Source organism: Hymenobacter sp. B81 (assembly GCF_044628455.1).
Taxonomy (GTDB): domain Bacteria; phylum Bacteroidota; class Bacteroidia; order Cytophagales; family Hymenobacteraceae; genus Solirubrum.
Genome location: NZ_JBIYZW010000001.1, coordinates 2467928 through 2488928, shown reverse-complemented (window position 1 = coordinate 2488928; position 21001 = coordinate 2467928). Strand labels below are relative to the sequence as shown.

The following is a 21001-nucleotide window of genomic DNA, read 5'->3' as shown; positions in this document are numbered from 1 at the left end:
GCTCGGCACGTTTCGCTGCAGTACCGCCGGTCATCAGGAAAGCTGCCGATTGGCGGCCCCAGATTCATGTTTAATAAGATTATCGCGCTCAGCCTCCGGCACAAGCTGGGGGTGGGAGTCGGCGTGTTGGCGCTGCTGGCCTGGGGCCTGTACGCGCTGCGGCAGCTGCCCATCGACGCAGTGCCCGACATCACCAACAACCAGGTCATCGTCTACACCGTGTCGCCCTCGCTGAGCGCGGCCGATGTGGAGCGGCTCGTCACGTTTCCGGTGGAGCAGAGCGTGGCCACCATTCCCGGTCGCGAGGAAGTGCGCTCGTTTTCGCGGTCGGGCCTGTCGGTGGTCACCATCGTGTTCGGCGACGAGGTGGACAACTACTGGGCCCGGCAGCAGGTGGCCGAACGGCTGCGCAGCGCCGAGGCCGAAATTCCCGCCGGCGCCGGCCGCCCCGAAATGGGCCCCGCCACCACCGGCCTGGGCGAAATCTACCAGTACACCATTCGTGTCAAGCCCGGCTTCGAGAAGAAGTACTCCCTGGCTGAGCTACGCACCCTGCAGGACTGGGTGGTGCGCCGCCAGCTGCTGGGCACACCCGGCGTGGCCGACGTCTCGTCGTTCGGCGGCTACGTGCGCCAGTACGAGGTGGCCGTGGACCCGGCGCGCCTGCGTAGCCTGAACCTGTCCCTTGCCGATTTGCGCGCCGCCCTGAGCGCCAACAACGGCAACGCCGGCGGGGGCTACCTGGTGCGCGGCCCGCAGGCCTGGTTTATCCGCACCGAGGGCCTGGCCCAGTCCGAAGCCGACATCGGCCGGGCAGTGGTGCGGCCCCCGGCAGAAGGGCGCGGCCCCGTGCTGGTGCGCGATGTGGCCACCGTGCGGCCCGGCGCCATGCCGCGCTACGGGGCCATGGTGCGCAGCCGCACCGGCGAAACCGTGGGTGGCTTGGTGCTGATGCTGCGCGGGGCCAACTCCTCGGAAGTGGTGGCCGCGGTGAAAACCCAGATGGCCGCCGTGGAAAAAAGCCTGCCGCCCGGCCTCGAAATCCGCCCTTTTCTCGACCGCACCAAGCTGGTGGATCAGGCCATTCATACCGTCACCAAAAACCTGGCGGAGGGCGCGCTCATCGTGATTTTCGTGCTGGTGCTGTTTCTGGGCAACCTGCGCGCCGGGCTGGTGGTGGCCTCGGTGATTCCGCTGGCCATGCTCTTTGCCATCGGCCTGATGCACGTGTTCGGCGTGTCGGGCAACCTGATGAGCCTGGGCGCCATCGACTTCGGGCTGATTGTAGACGGCGCGGTCATCATCGTGGAGGCCACCATGCACCGGCTGGCCTCGCGCTACGGGCAGGCCCACGGGGCCGGCGAAATTCCGCTCACCAACGAGGACATGACCCCCGGGCAGATGGACGAGGAAGTGTACGACGCGGCCTCGCGCATTCAGCAGTCGGCCTCGTTCGGGCAGTTCATCATCCTGATGGTGTATTTGCCCATTCTGGCCCTCACCGGCATCGAGGGCAAGATGTTCCGGCCCATGGCCCAGACGGTGGCCTTCGCCATCCTGGGCGCCTTCATTCTCTCGCTCACCTACGTGCCCGTCATGTCGGCGCTGGTGCTACGCAAGGGCGTGCACGGCGGCTGGTCCGACAAGTTTCTGGCCCGCCTCGCGGCCCGCTACCGCCGCCTGCTTACGCGGGTGCTGGGCGTGCCCAAGCTGGTATTGGTTTCAGCCCTGGCGCTGCTGGTAGGCGCGGCTTTGCTGCTGACTACGCTCGGCGGCGAGTTCATTCCCACCCTCGAAGAAGGCGACTTTGCGGTGGAAACCCGGGTGCTGCCCGGCTCCTCGCTCGACTACACCACCCAGCAGGCCCAGCGCGCCGCCGACATTCTCAAGGAGAAATTCCCCGAGGTGAAGGAAGTAGTGGCCAAAGTCGGCTCCTCCGAAATTCCCATCGACCCCATGCCCCTCGAAGCCTGCGACCTGATTGTGGTGCTCAAGGACCGCAGCGAGTGGACCTCGGCCGACAACCGCGAAGACCTGGCCGCCCGCATGGTGGAGGCCCTGAGCGTGTTGCCCGGCGTCACCTTCGGCTTTCAGCAGCCCATTCAGATGCGCTTCAACGAGCTCATCAGCGGGGCCCGGCAGGACGTGGTCATCAAGATCTACGGCGACGACCTCGACCAGCTGGCCGGCTACGCCCGCCACACCGGCCGCGTGGTGCAGCAGGTAGCCGGCGCCACCGACCTCTACGTGGAGCAGGCCACTGGCCTGGCCCAGATTGTGGTGCGGCCCGACCGCGAGCGGCTGGCCCAGTTCGGCCTGAGCATCGATGATTTGAACGAAAGCATTGCCGCGGCCTTTTCCGGCTCGGAAGCCGGGCAGGTGTTTGAGGGCGACCGGCGCTTCGGGCTGGTGGTGCGCCTGGCCGACGAGTACCGCCACGACATTGCCCAGGTGCGGGCCCTGAACGTGTCGCTGCCCGGCGGGCGGCAGCTGCCGCTGGAGCAGGTAGCCCGCGTCGATTACCAGGTGGGCCCCAGCCAGATTCAGCGCGACAACGCCCGCCGGCGCATCACGGTGGGCTTCAACGTGCGCGGCCGCGACGTGGAAACGGTGGTGCAGGAGCTGCAGGGCAAAATCGGCCAGCAGCTGAAACTGGCCCCCGGCTATACCATGACTTACGGCGGACAGTTTGAGAACCTGCGCCAAGCCAACGCCCGCCTCGGGGTGGCCGTGCCGGTAGCTTTGCTCATGATTTTCGGCTTGCTCTACCTCACGTTCGGCTCGCTCCGGCAGGCGGTGCTCATCTTCACGGCCATTCCGCTGGCGGCTGTGGGTGGGGTAGTGGCGTTGTGGCTGCGCGATTTGCCGTTCAGCATATCGGCCGGCGTGGGCTTCATTGCCCTGTTCGGCGTGGCCGTGCTCAACGGCATTGTGCTGCTTAGCTCCTTCAACCAGCTGCGCGACGCGGGCCTGCGCGACGTGCGCGAGCGGGTGCTGCGCGGTACTGAAGAACGCCTGCGCCCGGTGCTGATGACGGCCACCGTGGCCTCGCTCGGCTTCCTGCCGATGGCCTTGGCCGGCACCGCCGGCGCCGAAGTGCAGCGCCCCCTGGCCACGGTGGTTATCGGCGGACTGGTGTCGGCCACGCTGCTCACGCTGCTGGTGCTGCCGGTGCTATACTACCTGAGCGAGGCCGAAGGCGGCTTCTGGCGCAACCTGCTGGGCCGCCGCCCGCGCCCGGCTACCGTGGTAGCCACGTTGGCGGCTGCGCTGCTCGTCCCGCTTGGAGCCGCGGCGCAAACACCCGCGGGTGCTGCCCCCGCGCCGCTGACGGCCGCAGCCGCCGTGCAAACGGCCCTGAGCCGCGGCGGCGACGTGCGGGCGGCCAATTACCAGCTGGCGGCCCGCTCGGCCGTGCGCGCTTCGGTGTGGGAGCTGCCGCGCACCACGCTGCAGGCGGGCTACGGGCAGCTGAACTCGCCCTACCTCGACAACCAGTTTGCCTTGTCCCAACAGCTGCCGGGACTCGGCCAGTACCGCGCCCTCACCGGGCTGGCGGTGGCGCAGGTGGCCGTGGCCGAGTCGGAGCTGAACGTGCGCCGGGCCGAGCTGCGCCACCGGGTGCGGCAGGCCTACCAGCAGGCCGTGTACGCCCGGCACCGGCAGCTGCTGCTGCGGGCGCAGGACAGCCTGAGCCGCGAGTTCCGGCGCTCGGCCGAGCTGCGCTTCCGCACCGGCGAGGCCGCCCGCATCGAGCCGGCCACGGCCCTGGTGCAGGCCGGCGAAACCCAGCTGGCCATCGACCGCGCCCGCAGCGACTACCAGGCGGCTCGCCTGCAGCTGCGGGCCCTGCTGCAGGGGCCCACGCTGCCCACCCCCGCCGACAGCCTGCTGCTGCCCCTGGCGCCGCCCGCGGAACTACAGGAATTGCTGGCGTTGACGGGCCAGGAGCCAAACGCCGCCATCGACACGCTGAACCCCGCCGACCCCGCCGCGCAGCTGCTGGCCCGGCAGGCCGAGGAGCGCCGCGCCGAGGCCCTGGTACTGCAGCGCAGCCGCCGGCCCGAGCTGGGCTTGACCTACCTGAACCAGTCGTTTCGCGGCAACGTGCTCTACCAGGGCGCCGAGCGGTTTTACGGCCCGGGCAACCGCTTTCAGGCCGCCCAGCTCAGCCTGAGCGTGCCGCTGTGGACGCGTCCTTACAAAGCCCGCGAGGAAGCCGCCCGCCTGCAGCAGCTGGCCGCTCAGGAAGCCTACCGCCGCCGCGTGGCCGAGGTGGCCGCCGGCCAAACTGCCCTGCTCACCCGCCTACGCGAGCAGCAGCAGCGCCTGCGCTTCTACCAGCAAACCGGCCTGCCCCAGGCCGCGCTCATTCAGCGCTTGGCCGGCAAGGGCTGGCGGGCCGGCGAAATGCCCTTTGCCGAGTTTCTGCTGCACGCCGAGCGCGCCCAGCGCCTGCGCATCGACTACCTCGACGCGGTGCTGGCTTACAACCAAACCGTGCTGGAGCTGGAATACCTGCTCGGCCGCACGGATTGAGCGCCAGGTAAAACGGCGCTGTTCTTTCTCTTTCTCCGACTTCTCCTCCCAATGCTTTTCTCTTTTTCTCATCCGGCCCAATGGCTGATTCCCGCGCTGCTGCTGAGTTTGGCGGCCTGTAATTCTGCGCCCGAAAACCCGGCCGCCGAGCCTGCGGCCCAGGAGCAGCCTGCCGCCCCCAACGAAGTACAGCTGAGTGCCGACGAGCTGCGGGTGGCCGGCGTACGCACCGGGCGGGTTAGCAGGCAGTCGTCGGCGGGCGCCCTGCGCGTGAATGGGACGCTGGACGCGCCGCCGCAGAGCCTGGTGGTGCTGAGCGCGCCGCTGGGCGGCTACGTGGAGCGGCTGCCGCTGCTGGCGGGTACGCGGGTGCGCAAGGGCGAGGCCATTGCCGTGATTCGTAACCCCGAGTTCATCCAGGTGCAGCAGGACTACCGCCAGGTGCTCAGCCAGCTGGAGTATGCCCGCACCGAGCTGGCGCGGCAGCGCGAGCTGGTAGCCGAGGAAGTGGCGCCGGCCAAAAACTACCAGCGCGCCCAGGCCGAGTACCGCAGCTTGCAGGCCCAGCGCGACGCCCTCGCGGCCCGCCTGCGCCTGGCCGGCCTGTCCGTGCGCGGCAGCGGCCCCATGGCCACCACGGCCGCGCTGCGGGCGCCCATCAGCGGCTTTGTGCAGAAGGTAAACGCCACCACTGGCCAGACGCTGGCCCCCACCGACCCCGTGGCCGAGCTGGTGGACCCCACCCACCTGCACGTGGAGCTGAACGTGTTTGAAAAAGACGCGCCCCGGGTACGCATCGGCCAGCGCCTGCGCTTTACCCTGGCCTCCGATTCGGCCGGGGGCGAGCATCTGGGCCACGTGAACCTGGTGAGCCGCACCGTGGACCCCGACTCGCGCACCGTGAGCATCCACGGCCACCCCGACGACGAAGACAACCCGCGCCTGCTGCCGGGCATGTTCGTGCGGGCCATCATCGAAACGCAGCCGGCCGCTACTCAGGCTTCGGTGCCGGCCCTGCCCGAGGCGGCGGTGGTCGACTACGAGGGGCGCAGCTACATTTTCGTGCAGCCCGCGGCCGGGCAGCGGCGCTACCGCCTGGTGGAAGTGCGCCGCGCCGGGCCGGTAGAAAACGGGCTGGTGCCCCTGGTGCTGCCCGCTACCGTCACGGCCCAAACCCTGGTGGTAACCGAGGGCGCCTACAGCCTACTGGGCAAGCTCAAGAACGCCGCCGAAGAAGAGTAATTCATGGATCATTTATCATTGATCATTGATGAGGCCCGGACATGATCATAACAGCTTCCCTGTTATTTGCCTGGTCCTGCTGCTACTTCCGTTGTTCACTACCGATGGCTGACCGATAGTGGCTGATACTGGCGGCTGAGGGATAATACCCGATGGTGAATTGATAAATGATCAATGATAAATGACCAAGTAGTGGGGCGGCTGGCGCCCACGCCCAGCGGCTATCTGCACCGGGGCAACGCGGTGAACTTCGTGCTGACCTGGCTGCTGGTGCGCCGGGCCGGGGGCTCGCTGCACCTGCGCATCGACGACCTCGACCGCGCCCGCCTGCGCCCGGCCTACCTCGAGAGCATCTTCCGCACCATCGACTGGCTGGGCCTCGACTACGACCACGGTCCCAATGGTCCCGACGACTTTCTGCGCCACCACTCCCAGCTGCTGCACCTGCCCCGGTACAACCAGCTGCTGCGCCGCCTGCGCCTCGTGCCCGGTTTGCTGCACGCCAGTTTGCGCAGCCGCAGCCAGAACCAGGAAATTCCGGCCGACCTCGACCAGCCCGGCGCGGCCTGGCGGGCCCGGGTGCCGGCCGAAACCACCGTGGCGTTTGCCGATGCCTGGCAGGGCGCTACTGCGGTGGCGCTGGGCCGGGAAATGCCCGATTTCGTGCTGCGCAAAAAAGACGGCGTGGTGGCCTACCAGCTGGCTTCGGTGGCCGATGACCTACGGCTGGGCACCACGCTGGTGGTGCGCGGGCTGGACTTGCGAGCCAGTACGGCCGCGCAGCTGTGGCTGGCCCGGCAGCTGCCCGAAACCGCCGCGTTCAACGCCCGGCGCATCCGGTTTCTGCACCATCCGCTGCTCACCGATGCCCGCGGGCAGAAGCTGTCGAAGTCGCAGCAGGCGCCGCTGGAGAGGGGGGTGCTGGGCAGCGAAGCCGGGCCGCGGGCGGTGTACGCGGCCGTAGCGCAGCTGCTGAGCCTGCCGGGCGAAGCCGCCGATTCGCTGGGGGCGCTGCAACAGGCGGCCGGACCGGCGCTGGAGGCGCTGCTGACGCAACCGCACTCAGCCGGCGGCAGCTAGGCACTGCAGGGAATGCGCAGGTCGACCAGCACCAGGCGCCAGCCCTGCGCGGTGCGCGCCCAGTGAAAGCGGAAGCCGGAGCGGGTTTGCAGCACGGTGTGGCTGATGCGGGCCAGCGCGGCCTGGCCCTGCGCCACGGTGCCGCCGCGCAGGGTGGCGTGGGGCCAGATGCCGTTGAGGCCCGCGTCGCGGTGGGGGGCCAGCAGGCAGCCCAGACGGGCGAAGCCGGCTTCGTTGCCGGGGCGGCCGTCGCAGGTGGCGCGGGGCAGGGTATCCACCGGCTCGGGGCGCAGGCAGGGCATCAGCTCGGCGGCGAGGCTGAAAAACGGGCGCTGCTGGTTTTCGCGGCGAAACCCACGGATGTCGCCGACGCGGGTGAGCAGGGGTAGGGCGCCGGGCTGCTCGAGTATCCACAGGCCGTGCGCGGGCTCGATGAGGCCGTTTAGGGCGGTGGTATCGGCCTGGCGCAGGGCGTCGGTGAAGCGGGTGAAAGCGGCAGGAAGGGACGTGTCGGGCTGGCTGGTGGCGGGCAGCGGCTGCTCCTTGATGACTTCGCCCGGGGCTCGCAGATCGGCTGGCGAGCGGCTGCCGGGGGCGTCATTGGACTGGCAGCTGCTGAGGCTGGCTAAGCCGGCCAGCAGCACTTGGGCGAGGGGCAGGCGCCGGCTCATCGGACTTCGGCTTTAAAGTTGGCGGCCCACTTATCGGCCAGGCGCGTGGGCTCGGGCAGCTTATAGCCGCGGGTGCAGGCCCAGGCCAGGGCGGTGGCCGTGGGCTGATCCATGCGGTGGCCGGGACTCACGAACACCGGCAGCACGCGGTCTTTGGTGCGCAGCACTTCGCCAATCAGCTCGCCGGTTTTCTTGTCGGTGAGCGGGGCGGTGCTGCCGGCTTCGGGGACGGGCTCGGGGTGCTGGCCGGTGAGCACCTGCTTGGCCACGCCCAGGCTAGGCATGTCGAGCAGCACGCCGATGTGGGCGGCAATGCCCATGCGGCGGGGGTGGGCGTAGCCGTGGCCGTCGACCATGAGCACGTCGGGGCGGTGCTGCAGCTTTTGGTAGGCCAGCAGCAGGTTGGGCGCCTCGCGGAAGCTCAGAAAGCCCGGTACGTAGGGCATGTCGACGGGGCCGTGGTGGTAGACCTTCTCTACCAGCTCCAACTCGGGGTATTTCAGCACCACGATAACCGAGAGGATGGTGTCTTCGGTGGGAAACGAGGAATCGAGGCCGGCAATGAGGCGGGGCGGCTGGGCCAGGGGCTCGAGGCGCTGCTGCTGGCGCATGTCGGTTTGCTGCTGGCTGAGGCGGCGCACCAGCTCGGGGTCGGCGGGCGGGTGGTAGGGGCGGTAGTAGGCCATGCTGACGAGGGGTTGGGGAGGAAGTAGCTCCCTGATACGATACGGCCGGGCCGGGCAGCCGACTTACCGGTATACGTACCGGTGCGTGGTCAGGGGCTGGCCCTGCCCGTTGCGGGCCACCGCCCGGATCAGCCGCTGCTGCGAATCGTACGCGTAGGTGATGACGCTCTTGGTTTGCCCTTGCTCGTTGGTGCAAATCTGCCGCACCGGGCGGTTGGGGTGGCCGGCCACGGCAAAAGTGTATTGGGGCCAGTAGTCTGCTGAGGTGGCAGCCCGGTGCTGGGGCCGGCCGGCTGCATCGAACCAGGTGCGGGTGTAGGAATAGCCGTCGGGCGTATAGATATACTGCTCGGTCCAGCTGAGCTGTTGGGCGCTGTAGAAGCTCTGGCGGGTTACCCGATTGCCGGCGTCGTACGCCCAGGTGGTACGATCCGGCGGGGCGGACGGCGGCTGAAACTCCTGCTCGACCTTGTTGCCGCGTTCATCGTAGGCAAAGGTGGAAACGCCCCGGCGGGCCCAGGTGCGGTGGGGCTCGTAATCCTCCGGAGCAACAATGCAGCCCCCGGAGCGGCCCATACCCTTGTCGACGCCTGCTTTGAGGCGCCGCTCAAAGGTCAGGTGCTCCTGCCGGATAAGCTGGCCCTGCGGGCTGTAAGTGTGGATGACCTTGCTGCGGTCCTGGTTGGGGTAAACAGCTACCTGTTGCCGAAGTAAGGTGTCCTCATAAAAGGAGTAAGTGGAGCCATCAACCCAGGTATCCTCAAAGGTGGGTGAGAATCCGCGGTACGTTTCGCTGATCAAGCGGTGCCGGGCGTCATACAAGCGTCGGCAGGCTACCGTCGACCGGACGCTGTCGGAACCGCTGTACTGCCAGATCGTGCATTCCGAACGCTGCTGCCGTAGCAGCCGCGCAATGGCCTCGTCCTCGGAAGCGACCTGCGCGGCCGCCGGCAAATCCGGCGTAGCCTGGTCGCGGCAGGCCGGCGCTGCCAGCAACAGAACGAACAGCAACGACTTGTGCATGAGCAGGGCAGTTGGGCGCTGAAATATAAAAAGCCCGGCGCCGAATGCTGATTCGGCGCCGGGCTTCCGCAGTGGCTGGTTGTGCAGGCGGGGCTAGCCCTTGCTGAACACGTAAGGGTCCTGCTCGATACCGTCGTTGACGCGCAGCTCAAGGGTTTTGACCTGGCCGTTTTCCAGGGTGAAGATGGCTGGGTAGATGCCGTAAGTGAGGTTGGAGTACACGGTGCGGAACTCCTGGCCGTCCATGTAGTCGAGGGTGGCGGTCAGCTCGGGGTGGCGGCCGAAGCGCACCAGCAGCTGCTTGCCCTTGCGCTCGACCTGGATGGGGCCGTAGAGCGGGTGGGTGTACTGGCCGGCGTAGGCGTCGAGCTGCTGGGCGGGCTTGTTTTTCTTGGCCACGCGGGCCGCGAGGGCGGCCACGTCCTTGAGGGTGCCCTCGCGGCCGGGGCGGCTGCGGGCCAGCAGCTGCTGGCTGCGGTCGAGGTAGGGCATGCCCAAGTAGGCGTCGAGCAGCTGGTAGCGCAGGGCCTCGAAGAAGCTCTGGTTGTCCTGGTTGGTGAGGATGGCAATGCCCAGGCGCTCTTCGGGCACGAAGCAGGTGTTGCTCACGTAGCCGGTGGCCCCGCCGGTGTGCCAGTACACTTGGCGGCCGTTGTAGTCGGCGGCAAACACGCCCAGGCCGTAGGTGCGGAAGTGCTCGGGCAGCAGCGCCGACTTACGCGCCGACACGGCCGTGACCACGTCGCGGGTGCGGCGCACAACGGGCCAGCTCAGCACGCGCCGGCCCTGGTACTTACCGCTGTCGATCTGGCACTGCAGCCACTTGCCCAGGTCGTTGACGTTGGATACCATGCTGGCTGCCGGCCCCAGGTTATCGACGTGGTCGAAGGGCAGCTGGGCCAGCGGGCCGTAGGCGTTGGAGTAGGGCAGGGCAATGTTGGGGCGCTGGCCAAAGCCAGCGGTGCTCATGCTGGTGCTGCTCATGCCCAGGGGTCGGAGCATGGTTTGCTGCACGTAGTCTTCCCACTGGGTGCCGCCGGTGACCACCGGGATAATCTGGCCCGCGGCCAGGAAGCCGGCGTTGCAGTAGCCGTATTCCTGGCGGAACTGGAAGGGCGGCTGGAGCAGGCGCATGGAGCGCACAATATCCGCGCGGCTGAGGTTAGACGACCAGAAGGTGAAGTCGCCCTGGAAGGTTTTGGTGCCCAGGTGGTGGCCCAGCAGGTCGCGCACGGTGGTGAGCTGCGTCGATGTGGGGTCGTAGAGCTGGAAGTCGGGCAGGTACTTGGTGACCTTGTCGTTGAGGGAGAGTTTCTTTTCCTCGTCGAGCTTGGCCAGGGCCGTGCCGGTGAACAGCTTGGTGTTGGAGGCAATCAGAAACAGGGTGTTGGCGTCGACCGGCTCGGGTTTGCCCACGGCGCGCACGCCGTAGCCCTTGCTGGCCACCACCTGCCCGTCTTTGACCACCACCACGGCCAGGCCGGGAATGTTCCACTGGCGCAGGCCGCGCTGCACGTAGGCGTCGAGCGAGTCGGCCACGAAGCGGTTGCCGGCGGCGGTACTGGGAGCCGGCGCCTGGGCGGCGGCGGGAACGGTGGCGAGCAGCAGCAGGCCAGCCAGGGGAGAAAGAAGGCGGGAAAGCATAGGAGGCGAGAGTTCGGAGTCAGCAAAGATGCGGCCGGGGCCGGGGAGTTGCCTCACCCCCGGCCCCCTCTCCGGCGGAGAGGGGGAGCCACGGCGGCGCGGGGCGTTTTTGGTTGTTCGTTGTTGGTTTTTGGCTTTTCGTTGGGGCGAATAGCCTCAGGCGGGTTGGGCAGTGGGCTCGGCGGGCAACCCGGCGTCGGCGTCGGCCCGGGCGAGGCGGCTGCGCCAGCGGGGGTAGAAGAGCAGCTGGGCCATGATGACCGCCCAGGCCAGCAGCATGGGCACGGCCTTGATCTTGTAGGGCACGAACAGCTCGTTGCGCACGGCGCGCGGAAACAAATCGGAGGGCGAGAGGGAGGTGAATACCAGCGTCAGGACCAGCAGCACCAGGGCCAGGCGGGGCAGGCTGCGGCCGTAGCCCAGAAACCAGAGCGCGAAGCCCGCCACGGCAATGACGAAGGTGGGCGACTCGGCCATTTGGTTGAAGATGACCACGAAAATGAGGATGGCCGCCACGTAGAGCCGGCGGTAGGCCGCCTCGGCCCGGAAGCGCAGGTGCAGCAGGGGCACGAGCAGCAGCCCCAGCCCCGCGCCCTGAATCCAGCCCTTGGGCGGGGCCCAGCCCAGCCAGGTTTGCAGCACGCCCATCACCGAGAGCTGCACGTCGGTGGTCGACACGCGCACAATGTCGTACCAGCCCCGGTACAGGCGCTCGAACTCGGCCGGCGAGGCCACCAGCAGCGGGGCCAGCGCCAGCAGCACGCCAAACAGCACGGCCCAGGCCGCGGCCCGCCACCAGCCGGGGTAAAACAGGAAAATCAGCCCGATGCCGATGCCGTAGATCTTGATGAAAAACGCCAGCGCGATGCACAGCCCGGCCCACAGATGCCGCCGGTTTTCCAGGTGCAGGTAGGTCCACAGCATCAAACCCAGCAGCAGGCCGTTGCTCTGGCTGTTTTGCAGGGAGGTAAGCGTATCGATGGCCAGGATGAGCAAGAGCAGCAGGCTGCGGCGCTGGTCGGGAAACAGCCGCCGGGCGGCCGTGTACATCACCACCGTGTTGAGCACGTTCCAGAGCAGCAGCCCCAGCCAGTCGGGCAGCACGGCCGCCCCGCCCATGAACAGGGCGAAGGTGGGGCTGTACTTGTAGGGCACGCTGTAGAGCTCGGGGTAGGCCGCGTACAAGTCGCGCCCCGCCAGCAGGTGCCAGAAGGGCAGGGTGAAGATCTTGTAGTTGTCGATGGTGTGCTTGAGGTACTGCTGCAGGGTGGCAAACAGCGTGAGGGCGGCGTAGAGGCCCAGCAGCACCCGCGGCTGCCCCAGGGCAGCCTGAACTCGGGAACGAAACACGGCAGAAGGAAATAAAGAAACTCCGCAAAGGTACCTGCCGCGGCCGCTCCGCAACCAGGGCCGTAACCGGGTAAACCGCGCCGGATGCTACCTTTTGCCCGGGGCTGCGTAACATAGACTTGCCGCTTCCCCCAATCCACTTCGTTCGATGGAACCTGTTACCGCTCCCAAGCCCATCCGGCTGGAGCTGCCCCATGCCACGCTGGCCGCCGATTTCACGCTGCCGCTGCACGCACCGGGCATCGTGATTTTCGCCCACGGCAGCGGCAGCAGCCGGCTTAGTCCCCGCAACCAGTACGTGGCCCAGCGCCTGCAGCAGGCCGGCTTCGGCACCCTGCTGTTCGACTTTCTGACTCCCGCCGAAGACCAGCTCGTGGAGTCGCGGTTCGACCAGGAGCTGCTCACCCGCCGTCTGATCGGGGCCACCAGCTGGGTGTGCCGCGAGCTGCGCCTGTTCGATTTGAACCTGGGCTTTTTCGGGGCCAGCACCGGCTCGGCCATTGCCCTGCGCGCCGCCGCCGAACTGGGCGACCGGGTGAAGGCCATGGTGCTGCGCGGCGGCCGCCCCGACCTGGCCGCGGATACGCTGGACCAGGTGAAGGCCGCCACCCTACTCATCGTGGGCGGGCAGGACTGGCCCACCCTCGACCCCAACGAGCAGGCCCTGCAGCGGCTTTCGGGCCCCAAGCGCCTGCACGTGGTGCCCGGCGCGGGGCATTTGTTCGAGGAGTCGGGCAGCCTGGAAGAAGTGGGCGACCTGACCGCCGAGTGGTGCCGCACCCACCTGCGCTGAAGCGGGCCGCCAACCCGCCGCCGCCCGGCTGCGTTTGCCAAGCCATAAACCCGCCGCTTTCCCCGCCGGGCTTCCTTCCCCATGGCCGACCACAAAACTCCCCAGCCCGCCGACACCGGCGCCGGTCCGCTCTTCGAGCGCCGCTACTACATCGACGTAGAAGGCGCCCAGAAGCTACCGGCCGAGCTCATGCACCACATTCAGTGCAACGTCGAGCAGTTCTCCCCCGATCTGCTGGCCAACTTCGAGAAAAAGCAGGGTGAGCCGCACCGGCTGCAAACCGGCGACGAGTTCCACATCAAGATTCTGGGGCCCTGGAACGGCTCGGTGCGCGTAACCGAGGTGGCCGACCAGCACTTCGAGCTCCTGACCCTCGACGGGCACCCCGAGGCGGGTCGCATCCGGTTTGCGGTGCGCCAGCTGCCGGGCGAGGAAAAGCTGCTGCGCTTCGAAATTCACTCCTGGGCCCGCTCGCGCGACGGGCTGGTGGCCTTTGCCTACAGCACCATTGGAGTGGGCAAGCAGGTGCAGGAGCAAACCTGGGTGACGTTCTGCCAGCGCGTGGCCGAGGCCAGCGGCGGCCGGGCCCGCGGGCCGGTGCAGGTGGAGACGGTAGAGCAGGACGGGGCCGACAAAACCACCGAACGCCATGAGCACTAGCCAAGCCGGCGGGCCGCCCCTGTGGGAGCAGTACCGCGCCCGCCTCGACGCCTACGCCAAAGCCAAAGTCAACTACGACCTTGACCGCGTGCACGAGTACACGGCCCAGTCGGGCTGGCGCCTCGACGACTACGGCACCGAGCTGCCCGCCGAACCGCCCGGTCCGCCCCAGCCCGACGGCAGCTGGGCTGCCGCCCGGCAGGTGCTGCTCAACTACTCGTTTCCGCCGCCCGACCTCATCACCGGTATCTTCGTGCCCGACCAGCCCCTGGCCGAGCGCGTAATGCTGCTGCGTGGCCGCTTTCTGGGCTTCACCTTCTGGTTTGGCGTGCGCATCGGCGGCGTCACCGACGAGCAGCGCGCCACGCCCGATGGGCCCGAGCAGGTGTGGGGCTACAACTACCGCACGCTCGAGGGGCACTTCGAAAAGGGCGAAATCACCTTCACGGTGCACAAAAACCTGCGCACGGGCAAGGTCAGCTTCAAGGTGAAAGCCTATTCCCAGCCCGACCGCATCCAGAACATTTTCTACCGGGTGGGCTTCAAGCTGTTCGGCCGCAGCCTGCAGCGCAAGTTTGCCCGCGAGTCGCTCAAGCGCCTGCGCACCCTGGTGGTGGAGCAGCTGCGCCAGGGCGCCACCCTGCCCGCTGCCGACGCCGCCGGCATGCCGCCCCGGCATTTACCGGCCGATGCCGGCATAGGGCAGTCGTCGGCAACTGCTCGGTAAGCCGCCGGGGCTTAGGCCTCGCGGAACAGCTTTTTGTCGGCCCAGAACGTGCCGAAGGGTACCAGGGAAGCCAAGAACGCCAGGGCTGCCTTGCGCAGCGACCAGCTGAACTCGATGGTGACCATGATGACCAGCAGCACGTAGAGCACGAACAGCAGGCCGTGGGCCATGCCCACGGCGCGCACGGCCTCGGGCATGCCCAGCACGTACTTCAGCGGCATGGCAATGCCCAGCAGCACCAGAAACGAGAGGCCTTCGAGGAAGCCGACCACGCGCAGGCGGCCGAGAGAGGAAGAGAGCAGGGGAGCAGGCATAGGTGGGTGGACCGCAATGAGTAGCGGAAAACAAAGGTACCGCCGCCGGGCCACAGTTCCCGTATGCCAACCTTTGCCGGCCGCGCCGGTTTCATCGGTCCTACTCTTCCCTTTTTTACCTGCTCATCATGCTACCAACCCAAGCCTACGCCGCCCCGGCTGCCAACGTCCCCCTTGCCCCGTTCCAGTTCGAGCGCCGCGACGTGGGCCCCCACGACGTGCTCATCGACATTCAGTTCTGCGGCGTGTGCCACTCCGACCTGCACCAGGTGCGCGACGAGTGGGGCGGCTCGATTTTCCCGATGGTACCCGGCCACGAAATCGTGGGTCGCATCACGCAAGTGGGTGCCCACGTCAAGAATTTCCAAGTAGGCGATTTGGCCGGCGTGGGCTGCATGGTCGACTCGTGCCGCACCTGTCCCAGCTGCCAGGAGGGCCTCGAGCAGTACTGCGAGGTGGGCATGGTGGGCACCTACAACAGCCGCGAGCTGAGCAACGGCGCGCCCACCTACGGCGGCTACTCCAAGCAGATTGTGGTCGACGAGCAGTACACGCTGAAAGTGTCCGACAAGCTCGATCTGGCCCGCGTGGCTCCGCTACTGTGCGCCGGCATCACCACCTACTCGCCGCTGCGCCAGTGGAAGGTGGGCCCCGGCCACCGCGTGGGCGTGATGGGCCTGGGCGGCCTGGGCCACATGGCCGTGAAGCTGGCCGCCGCCATGGGCGCCGAAGTCACGGTGCTAAGCACCTCGCCCAATAAAGCCGCCGATGCCCAGGAGCTGGGCGCCCACAAGTTCGTGGTGACCAAGGACGCGGCCCAGCTCAAGAGCGTGAGCAACTACTTCGACTTCATCATCAACACCGTGTCGGCCCCGCTCGATTTGGGCCAGTACGTGAGCTTGCTGCGCCGCGACGGCACCATGATTCTGCTGGGCGTGCCGCCCGAAGCCCCGCAGCTGCACGCTTTCCAGCTCATTGGCAAGCGCCGCCGCATTGCCGGCTCACTCATCGGCGGCATTGCCGAAACCCAGGAAATGCTGGATTTCTGTGCCGAGCACAACATCATGTCCGACATCGAGCTGATTGACATCAAGGACATCAACGAGGCCTACGAGCGCATGCTCAAGGGCGACGTAAAGTACCGCTTCGTCATCGACCTGGCCACGCTGTAGCGCCAGATTGGTTGCCACAAGCAAGAAAGGCAGCTCCCGCCGGGGGCTGCCTTTCTTGCTTATAAGCGGGGCTGCCCTGGCTCAGCGCAGCTCGTAGGGGTACTGGAAGCTGCCCTCGAACACCAGCCGCTGCCCGCGGGGTGCGCCGCTGGTGGCGCAGAGCACCACCCGAAACGTGCCCGTGAGCTGGCGGCGGGCGGCATCGACGGCCGTTACGCGCACCTCGCCCTCGCTGCTGCCGCAGGCCAGCGACTCGGCGGCACGCTCCTGGGCGCGGTAGCTGGCCTGGCGCACGTGGCCGCTGAGCACGTCCTTGAAGCGGTATACCGCCGGCACGGGCTTGAACTCGTCGAGCAAGATGGTGAGGCCGGGCTCGTCGGGGGCGTCGCGGCGCACGAGGGCCAGGGTGAGCACGCGCCCGGTGCCGGCCACCTCGAAGCGCGACTCCACGGTGTCGGCCGCCACGGGCGTATCGTTCAGGCGCAACGTCAGCCGCCGGGCCGGAACCGGGGCCGGCCCGGCGGCCAGCAGCGTCAGGGCCGAGCCCAGCAGCAGCGTGGCGGCCAGCATGACCGGAATGCGGGAGTGGTTCATTCCCGAAGATACGCCGCGGCGGGCGGCCCCACCAAGCACTAGCGGAACGGAGCCTAGCGGCCGAGCACCAGCGGGCGGGTCAGGCTCTGGCCGTCGGTGCTGAGGCGGTACTGGTAGAGGCCGCCCGGCAGCCCGGCGGGGGCGAAGGGCACCGCGTAGCGGCCCGCGGCGCGGTAGCCCTCGGCCAGCACGGCCACCTGGCGGCCGGTGAGGTCGTACACGGCCAAATGCACCGGGCCGGCCTTCTGCAGCTGGAAGCCAATGCTGGCTTGGGTGCGCACGGGGTTGGGATAGACCGCGTCGAGGGTGAAGCTGGCCGCCACCTGCCCCGTGCGGGCCGACTGCACCAGCTCCTGCTGCCACACCGGGTCGGTTACTTCCGCGGCCGTGGTGGCACCCAGCACGCCGTCGGGGGCTCCCACCACCAGGTTGTCGACGGTCTGGCCGCCGTTTTCATTGAAGGGGAAATAAGCCACCATGCCCGCCTGGGCCGTGGCGTAGCCCGCCATGTCGGTCGCCAGTTGGGCGGGCGTGCGGGCCCCGTTCCAGATCATCACCTCGTCGATGTGGCCCATCCAGCCGTAGCTGTCGGCCTGCTCGGCCCCGATGGCCAGCCCCACGCCGCCCAGGCCAGGCTGGTCAGTGTTGGCCGCTACCTGGGTAGCGTTGACGTAGAGGCGCGCGGTGGTGCCGTCCCAGGTGAAGGCCACGTGGGTCCACACGTTGCGCGGCACCGTGCCACCCGAAATCGTGGGGTAGACCTCGAGCTGGCCGTTGCCGTCGATGCCGAACCAGGGTTTGTCGTCGCCCATTTCCAGGATGGTGGCGAAGGTATTGGCGCTGGAGCCGGTGCTTTTCACCCAGGCCTCCACGGTGTAGGGGCCGATGGGCGCAGTCAGCGGCGCGGTCACCTTGTCGGGCTGGTTGTCGTCGAAGCGCAGGAAGGTGCGCAGCTGAGCCTGGGTGGGATTGGCGGCCGCCACGCCCAGGGTCAGGGCCAGGCCGGTAAGCAGGGAGCGGTAGAAACGTTTCATAGCAGGAGAGGGGAAAGGAGTAGAAGCAGGGGCCGATGAAGCGGAATGCAGGCCCGAAAAGCCCGTTTACCACGTCTGACGCTACAAAACTACCCCGCCCCGAAGCCGGCAGACAATCACACGTAGATGTGAGAAGCCAGCGGGCAACCCGGCGGCGCGTCTAACCGAGTTAGGGCCGCCCGGCCGAAAACGGGGGGCAGTGGCGGCCGGTCCGTAAAGCAGCAAAGCCCTTCGTTGAAGGGCTTTGGCCGGTGTGGCAAAAGGCTGCCGGCAGCTTACGCGCCGGCGGCTGCGGTGCGGCCGGGATACTGCCGGAGACCCTCGGCCAGGCAGATCATGGCCGCGTCGATGGCGGGCTGGTTGATGACGTAGGCCAGGCGCACCTCGTTGTGGCCGGCGCCGGGGGTGGCGTAGAAGCCGGCGGCGGGCGAAATCATCACGGTGTGGCCCTGGTGCTGAAACTCCTCGAGCAGCCACTGGGCAAACCGCTCGGCGTTGTCGACGGGCAGGCGGGCCATGATGTAGAAGGCGCCGCCGGGTACGGGGCACTGCACGCCCGGCATGGCCTGCAAGCGGGCCACCATCCGGTCGCGGCGGGCCTGGTACTCGGCTTTGGCGTGGTCGAAGTAGGAATCGGGCAGCTCGGCGGCGGCTTCGGCCAGCAGCTGGGCCAGGCCGGGCGGGCTCACCCGCATCTGGGCAAACCGAAACGCGGCCGCCTGCAGGGCCGGGTTCTGGGTGACCAGCGCGCCGATGCGGGCGCCGCAGGCGCTGTAGCGCTTGGAGATGGTGTCGAGCAGCACCACGTGCTCGGCCGCCCCCGGCAGGTGCAGGGCGCTGACGTACTCGCCGGCGTAGCAGAATTCGCGGTAGGCCTCGTCGGACAGCAGGTAGAGGTGGTGGTGGCGGCAGAGGTCGAGCAGGGCCTGCAGCTCGGCGCGGGTGTACACGTAACCGGTGGGGTTGTTGGGGTTGCACACCAGCAGGGCGCGGGTGCGCGGGCCGATCTTTTCCTCGAAAGCCGCGATGGGCGGCAGGGCGTAGCCGTTGTCGATGGTGGCGGCCACGGGCACGATGCGCACGCCGGTGGCCACGGCAAAGGCGGTGTAGGCGCCGTAGAACGGCTCGGGCACAATCAGCTCGTCGCCGGGATTCAGGCAGCACAGCAGGGCAAACAGAATGGCCTCGGATCCGCCGGCGGTGACCAGGATGTCGTCGGGCTGCACGGCAATGCCGGCGCGCTGGTAGTAGGCGGCCAGCTTGCGACGGTAGCTGGGGCGGCCGGCGGTGGGGCTGTACTCGAGCACGCCGATGTGGGCCTGCTGCACCGCCGCCACCGCCGCGGGCGGCGTTTCGATGTCGGGCTGGCCGATGTTGAGGTGATACACCTGCACGCCGCGCTGCTTGGCCGCGTCGGCGTAGGGCGTGAGCTTGCGGTAGGGCGACAGGGGCATGGCCCGGCCGCGCTCGGAGACTTGCAGCATGGGAAAAATGTGGCGGCGCCACGAAAAAAGAACCAGGGGCCGGCAAGGTAGGGCGGCGGGTGAATTGGGCCGCGGAAAAAAGGACCAAGCCGGCGGATGGCAGGACGAGCGGGCCGCTGGCCCGGGAGAACCAGGCCGCGGGGCCGCGCAAAAGGAGCGGCCAAACAAGGTCGGAGCCGGGCGGTTGTGGGGGCATGACTGCTACTGCCAACCACCTGTCGCCCGACTCAACTGCTCCGCAACCGGCCGCCCAGGCGGCGAAATTGCCCGAAGTATGGCTACGCGGACCCCTGCCCGATCTGAACCCGCTGGTGCAGCCGGTTGCCCACGCGCTGCTGCAGGCCCGCGAGGAGCTGGCCGAGGCCCTGCGCGACTTTCCCCGGGAGCTGCTGTGGGCGCGGCCGGCGGGGGTGGCGTCGGTGGGCTTTCACTTGCTGCACCTCACGGGCGTGCTGAACCGGCTGCTGACTTACGCCCGCGGCGAAGCGCTCAGTGCCGAACAGCTGGCCTACCTGGCCGCCGAAGGGCAAAGCGGAGCCGCTGGGCCCGATGTAGCCGGGCTACTGCAGGCGTTCGATGCGCAGGTGGAGCGGGCGCTGGCGCAGCTGCGGGCCACCGATGAGCCGACGCTGCGCGAGACCCGGGCCGTGGGCCGGGCCGGCTTGCCCTCCACCATGCTGGGCTTGCTGGTGCACGCTGCCGAGCACACCATGCGCCACCTGGGCCAGCTGCTGGTAACGGCGCGGGTGCTGCGCGGCTGAAAGCGAAGGCGGGCGAAAACAGTAGCGGGCCGAGGCCGCCTGGTAGTTGATGCTCCACCCAGGGCACCCTGCCCGTCAGCCGCTGACGGAAAACGACCGGCCCCGGTGAGCGGCAGCCAGCGGCTGACGGGCGGCGGAGCTAGGGCGTGGGTGAGGGGGCGGGCAGCACGTAGTGGCCGCGGTTCAGGGAGCCATCCTGAGGTTTGTAAACGCGGATGTACTCGATTTCGAACTGCGAGGGTGGCTCCTGCTCGGGTGGCGTGGGCGAAAGCGCGGGGCTGTAGCCAAGCATGGCCTGGTTGGCAATGATGTCGACCGGAGCGGGCAGGGTGGGCAGACGGCGGGCGGGAATACTGCGCAGGCGGCGGCCATCGAAGTAGAAGGTCACGGCGGTGGGCGTCCACACCACACTGTAGGTGTGGAACTCCTGGTCGAGGCTGGGGCCGAAGGCTTTGCGGTGCGAGGCCTGGGCGGTGCGGCTGCGGGCCGGGGGCGCGGGGTTGTGGTGCACGTTGGTGGAGAACAGCCGCGGCCGGCCCAGGGCGTTGCTGCCGCCCTCAAACACGTCGATTTCGGTGGTGCCGTTGAACAGCCAGAACGCGGGCCAGGCGCGCGAAGACGAGCCGAACCGGCAGCGGATTTCAAAGAGGCCGTACTCGAAGCCGCGGTTGAGCGGCCAGCGGGGCGCGTCGCCCAGGCCCAGGCCGGTATAAAAGTCGGGGCGGGTGCTGATCCAACCCGACTGGTAGTGGAGCAGCTTGCTGGTATCGGTGCCCGCGGCCGTGCGGAAGGGGTACACAATGGGCTCGGGCAGGCGGGTGGCGGTGAGCACCAGGCGGCCGTCTTGCAGGCTGAGGGCCGCCGGCTCGTAGTACTGATCTTCGACAGCGTTGTTGGTGAGGGTGCGGGCGCCGCCGTCGGGGTGGAACTGCCAGGGGGAGCGGGCCTGAAAGTCAGCCAGGGAGGAGTAGGTGTCGAACTCGTCGGCAAAGGCCAGGCCCCAGCCCTGGTAGCTGAGGCGGCGGGGAGCAGGCTCGGTAGCCGGCGGCTGGGCGGCCCCGGGGCTTGCAACGAGCAGCAAAATCAACAGCAGCAGGCGGAAAAACATAGGCAGCAGAAAGGAATCAGCGAAGCCGGCCGGGCGCAGAGTGGGCCGTCCGGGGCAGCAAACGCAAATCGGCCCCGCAATCATACGCCGGCCCGGGCCGAGAAGCTGCCGCTGCTGGG

Annotated in this window: 18 protein-coding genes; 8 read left to right on the top strand and 10 right to left on the bottom strand. The window is 68.2% G+C overall.

Annotated elements, in window-relative coordinates; translation table 11 throughout:
• Positions 1-66: 66 nt before the first annotated feature.
• The 3 genes from ACE191_RS10885 to ACE191_RS10875 all read left to right on the top strand — a co-directional run bounded on the left by ACE191_RS10885 (position 67) and on the right by ACE191_RS10875 (position 6861).
• Entirely contained in the window at positions 67-4539 is a 4473-nt protein-coding gene (locus tag ACE191_RS10885; RefSeq protein WP_400192230.1) for a CusA/CzcA family heavy metal efflux RND transporter, read from the top strand.
• A gap of 51 nt (positions 4540-4590) precedes the next feature.
• Positions 4591-5781: an efflux RND transporter periplasmic adaptor subunit gene (locus ACE191_RS10880; protein ID WP_400192229.1), complete on the top strand. Its 1191-nt coding sequence runs from the start codon at positions 4591-4593 to the stop codon at positions 5779-5781.
• A 174-nt stretch (positions 5782-5955) separates the two neighbouring features.
• Positions 5956-6861, top strand: a complete 906-nt coding sequence (locus ACE191_RS10875; protein ID WP_400192228.1) for a glutamate--tRNA ligase family protein — start codon at positions 5956-5958, stop codon at positions 6859-6861.
• Here the strand turns inward: ACE191_RS10875 and ACE191_RS10870 are convergent.
• The 5 genes from ACE191_RS10870 to ACE191_RS10850 all read right to left on the bottom strand — a co-directional run bounded on the left by ACE191_RS10870 (position 6858) and on the right by ACE191_RS10850 (position 12235).
• On the bottom strand, positions 6858-7532 hold the full coding sequence (locus ACE191_RS10870) for a hypothetical protein (protein ID WP_400192227.1): 675 nt from the start codon (positions 7530-7532) through the stop codon (positions 6858-6860). The two genes, ACE191_RS10875 and ACE191_RS10870, sit on opposite strands and share 4 nt — an antisense overlap.
• Entirely contained in the window at positions 7529-8218 is a 690-nt protein-coding gene (nfi, locus tag ACE191_RS10865; protein WP_400192226.1) for a deoxyribonuclease V, read from the bottom strand. Before nfi ends, ACE191_RS10870 begins: the two co-directional genes overlap by 4 nt.
• Positions 8219-8281: 63 nt before the next feature.
• Entirely contained in the window at positions 8282-9241 is a 960-nt protein-coding gene (locus ACE191_RS10860; RefSeq protein WP_400192225.1) for a hypothetical protein, read from the bottom strand.
• Between the two features lie 93 nt (positions 9242-9334).
• The gene (locus ACE191_RS10855; protein WP_400192224.1) at positions 9335-10885 is read right to left on the bottom strand and encodes a serine hydrolase; all 1551 of its coding nucleotides are present in this window, start codon (positions 10883-10885) and stop codon (positions 9335-9337) included.
• Positions 10886-11041: 156 nt separating this feature from the next.
• Positions 11042-12235: a glycosyltransferase family 87 protein gene (locus ACE191_RS10850; RefSeq protein WP_400192223.1), complete on the bottom strand. Its 1194-nt coding sequence runs from the start codon at positions 12233-12235 to the stop codon at positions 11042-11044.
• Between the two features lie 148 nt (positions 12236-12383).
• Here ACE191_RS10850 and ACE191_RS10845 point away from each other — a divergent pair, with 148 nt between their 5' ends.
• The 3 genes from ACE191_RS10845 to ACE191_RS10835 all read left to right on the top strand — a co-directional run bounded on the left by ACE191_RS10845 (position 12384) and on the right by ACE191_RS10835 (position 14415).
• On the top strand, positions 12384-13028 hold the full coding sequence (locus tag ACE191_RS10845; protein ID WP_400192222.1) for a dienelactone hydrolase family protein: 645 nt from the start codon (positions 12384-12386) through the stop codon (positions 13026-13028).
• An 81-nt stretch (positions 13029-13109) separates the two neighbouring features.
• On the top strand, positions 13110-13688 hold the full coding sequence (locus ACE191_RS10840; RefSeq protein ID WP_400192221.1) for a DUF1990 family protein: 579 nt from the start codon (positions 13110-13112) through the stop codon (positions 13686-13688).
• Positions 13678-14415 (top strand): DUF1990 domain-containing protein, encoded by a 738-nt coding sequence (locus ACE191_RS10835; RefSeq protein ID WP_400192220.1) that lies wholly within the window; start codon positions 13678-13680, stop codon positions 14413-14415. The genes ACE191_RS10840 and ACE191_RS10835 overlap by 11 nt, the downstream gene beginning before the upstream one ends.
• 11 nt (positions 14416-14426) lie before the next feature.
• On the opposite strand, the gene ACE191_RS10830 is transcribed toward ACE191_RS10835, so the two are convergent.
• Entirely contained in the window at positions 14427-14729 is a 303-nt protein-coding gene (locus ACE191_RS10830; RefSeq protein ID WP_400192219.1) for a DUF3817 domain-containing protein, read from the bottom strand.
• A 128-nt stretch (positions 14730-14857) separates the two neighbouring features.
• Here ACE191_RS10830 and ACE191_RS10825 point away from each other — a divergent pair, with 128 nt between their 5' ends.
• Positions 14858-15901, top strand: a complete 1044-nt coding sequence (locus ACE191_RS10825) for an NAD(P)-dependent alcohol dehydrogenase (RefSeq protein WP_400192218.1) — start codon at positions 14858-14860, stop codon at positions 15899-15901.
• An 81-nt stretch (positions 15902-15982) separates the two neighbouring features.
• Here the strand turns inward: ACE191_RS10825 and ACE191_RS10820 are convergent, their stop codons facing one another.
• The 3 genes from ACE191_RS10820 to ACE191_RS10810 all read right to left on the bottom strand — a co-directional run bounded on the left by ACE191_RS10820 (position 15983) and on the right by ACE191_RS10810 (position 19013).
• Positions 15983-16495 carry a hypothetical protein gene (locus ACE191_RS10820; protein WP_400192217.1) on the bottom strand — a complete coding sequence of 171 codons (513 nt, stop codon included), beginning with the start codon at positions 16493-16495 and terminating at the stop codon, positions 15983-15985.
• A gap of 53 nt (positions 16496-16548) precedes the next feature.
• A complete protein-coding gene (locus tag ACE191_RS10815) occupies positions 16549-17529 on the bottom strand; it encodes a LamG-like jellyroll fold domain-containing protein (protein WP_400192216.1) in 981 nt (326 codons plus the stop codon).
• A 275-nt stretch (positions 17530-17804) separates the two neighbouring features.
• A complete protein-coding gene (locus ACE191_RS10810) occupies positions 17805-19013 on the bottom strand; it encodes a pyridoxal phosphate-dependent aminotransferase (protein WP_400192215.1) in 1209 nt (402 codons plus the stop codon).
• A gap of 194 nt (positions 19014-19207) precedes the next feature.
• On the opposite strand from ACE191_RS10810, the gene ACE191_RS10805 reads away from it, so the two are divergent.
• On the top strand, positions 19208-19774 hold the full coding sequence (locus ACE191_RS10805; RefSeq protein ID WP_400192214.1) for a DinB family protein: 567 nt from the start codon (positions 19208-19210) through the stop codon (positions 19772-19774).
• A 139-nt stretch (positions 19775-19913) separates the two neighbouring features.
• On the opposite strand, the gene ACE191_RS10800 is transcribed toward ACE191_RS10805, so the two are convergent.
• Complete coding sequence (locus tag ACE191_RS10800) at positions 19914-20882, bottom strand: family 16 glycosylhydrolase (RefSeq protein WP_400192213.1); 969 nt, start codon at positions 20880-20882, stop codon at positions 19914-19916.
• Between the last annotated feature and the right edge of the window lie 119 nt (positions 20883-21001).

Excerpts from the sequence above, each read along its gene's own strand:
- ACE191_RS10885 (WP_400192230.1), top strand. The coding sequence starts at position 67 with ATGTTTAATAAGATTATCGCGCTCAGCCTCCGGCACAAGCTGGGGGTG.
- ACE191_RS10880 (WP_400192229.1), top strand. The coding sequence starts at position 4,591 with ATGCTTTTCTCTTTTTCTCATCCGGCCCAATGGCTGATTCCCGCGCTG.
- ACE191_RS10875 (WP_400192228.1), top strand. The coding sequence starts at position 5,956 with ATGATAAATGACCAAGTAGTGGGGCGGCTGGCGCCCACGCCCAGCGGC.
- ACE191_RS10870 (WP_400192227.1), bottom strand. The coding sequence starts at position 7,532 with ATGAGCCGGCGCCTGCCCCTCGCCCAAGTGCTGCTGGCCGGCTTAGCC.
- nfi (WP_400192226.1), bottom strand. The coding sequence starts at position 8,218 with ATGGCCTACTACCGCCCCTACCACCCGCCCGCCGACCCCGAGCTGGTG.
- ACE191_RS10860 (WP_400192225.1), bottom strand. The coding sequence starts at position 9,241 with ATGCACAAGTCGTTGCTGTTCGTTCTGTTGCTGGCAGCGCCGGCCTGC.
- ACE191_RS10855 (WP_400192224.1), bottom strand. The coding sequence starts at position 10,885 with ATGCTTTCCCGCCTTCTTTCTCCCCTGGCTGGCCTGCTGCTGCTCGCC.
- ACE191_RS10845 (WP_400192222.1), top strand. The coding sequence starts at position 12,384 with ATGGAACCTGTTACCGCTCCCAAGCCCATCCGGCTGGAGCTGCCCCAT.
- ACE191_RS10840 (WP_400192221.1), top strand. The coding sequence starts at position 13,110 with ATGGCCGACCACAAAACTCCCCAGCCCGCCGACACCGGCGCCGGTCCG.
- ACE191_RS10835 (WP_400192220.1), top strand. The coding sequence starts at position 13,678 with ATGAGCACTAGCCAAGCCGGCGGGCCGCCCCTGTGGGAGCAGTACCGC.
- ACE191_RS10830 (WP_400192219.1), bottom strand. The coding sequence starts at position 14,729 with ATGCCTGCTCCCCTGCTCTCTTCCTCTCTCGGCCGCCTGCGCGTGGTC.
- ACE191_RS10825 (WP_400192218.1), top strand. The coding sequence starts at position 14,858 with ATGCTACCAACCCAAGCCTACGCCGCCCCGGCTGCCAACGTCCCCCTT.
- ACE191_RS10820 (WP_400192217.1), bottom strand. The coding sequence starts at position 16,495 with ATGAACCACTCCCGCATTCCGGTCATGCTGGCCGCCACGCTGCTGCTG.
- ACE191_RS10815 (WP_400192216.1), bottom strand. The coding sequence starts at position 17,529 with ATGAAACGTTTCTACCGCTCCCTGCTTACCGGCCTGGCCCTGACCCTG.
- ACE191_RS10810 (WP_400192215.1), bottom strand. The coding sequence starts at position 19,013 with ATGCTGCAAGTCTCCGAGCGCGGCCGGGCCATGCCCCTGTCGCCCTAC.
- ACE191_RS10805 (WP_400192214.1), top strand. The coding sequence starts at position 19,208 with ATGACTGCTACTGCCAACCACCTGTCGCCCGACTCAACTGCTCCGCAA.
- ACE191_RS10800 (WP_400192213.1), bottom strand. The coding sequence starts at position 20,882 with ATGTTTTTCCGCCTGCTGCTGTTGATTTTGCTGCTCGTTGCAAGCCCC.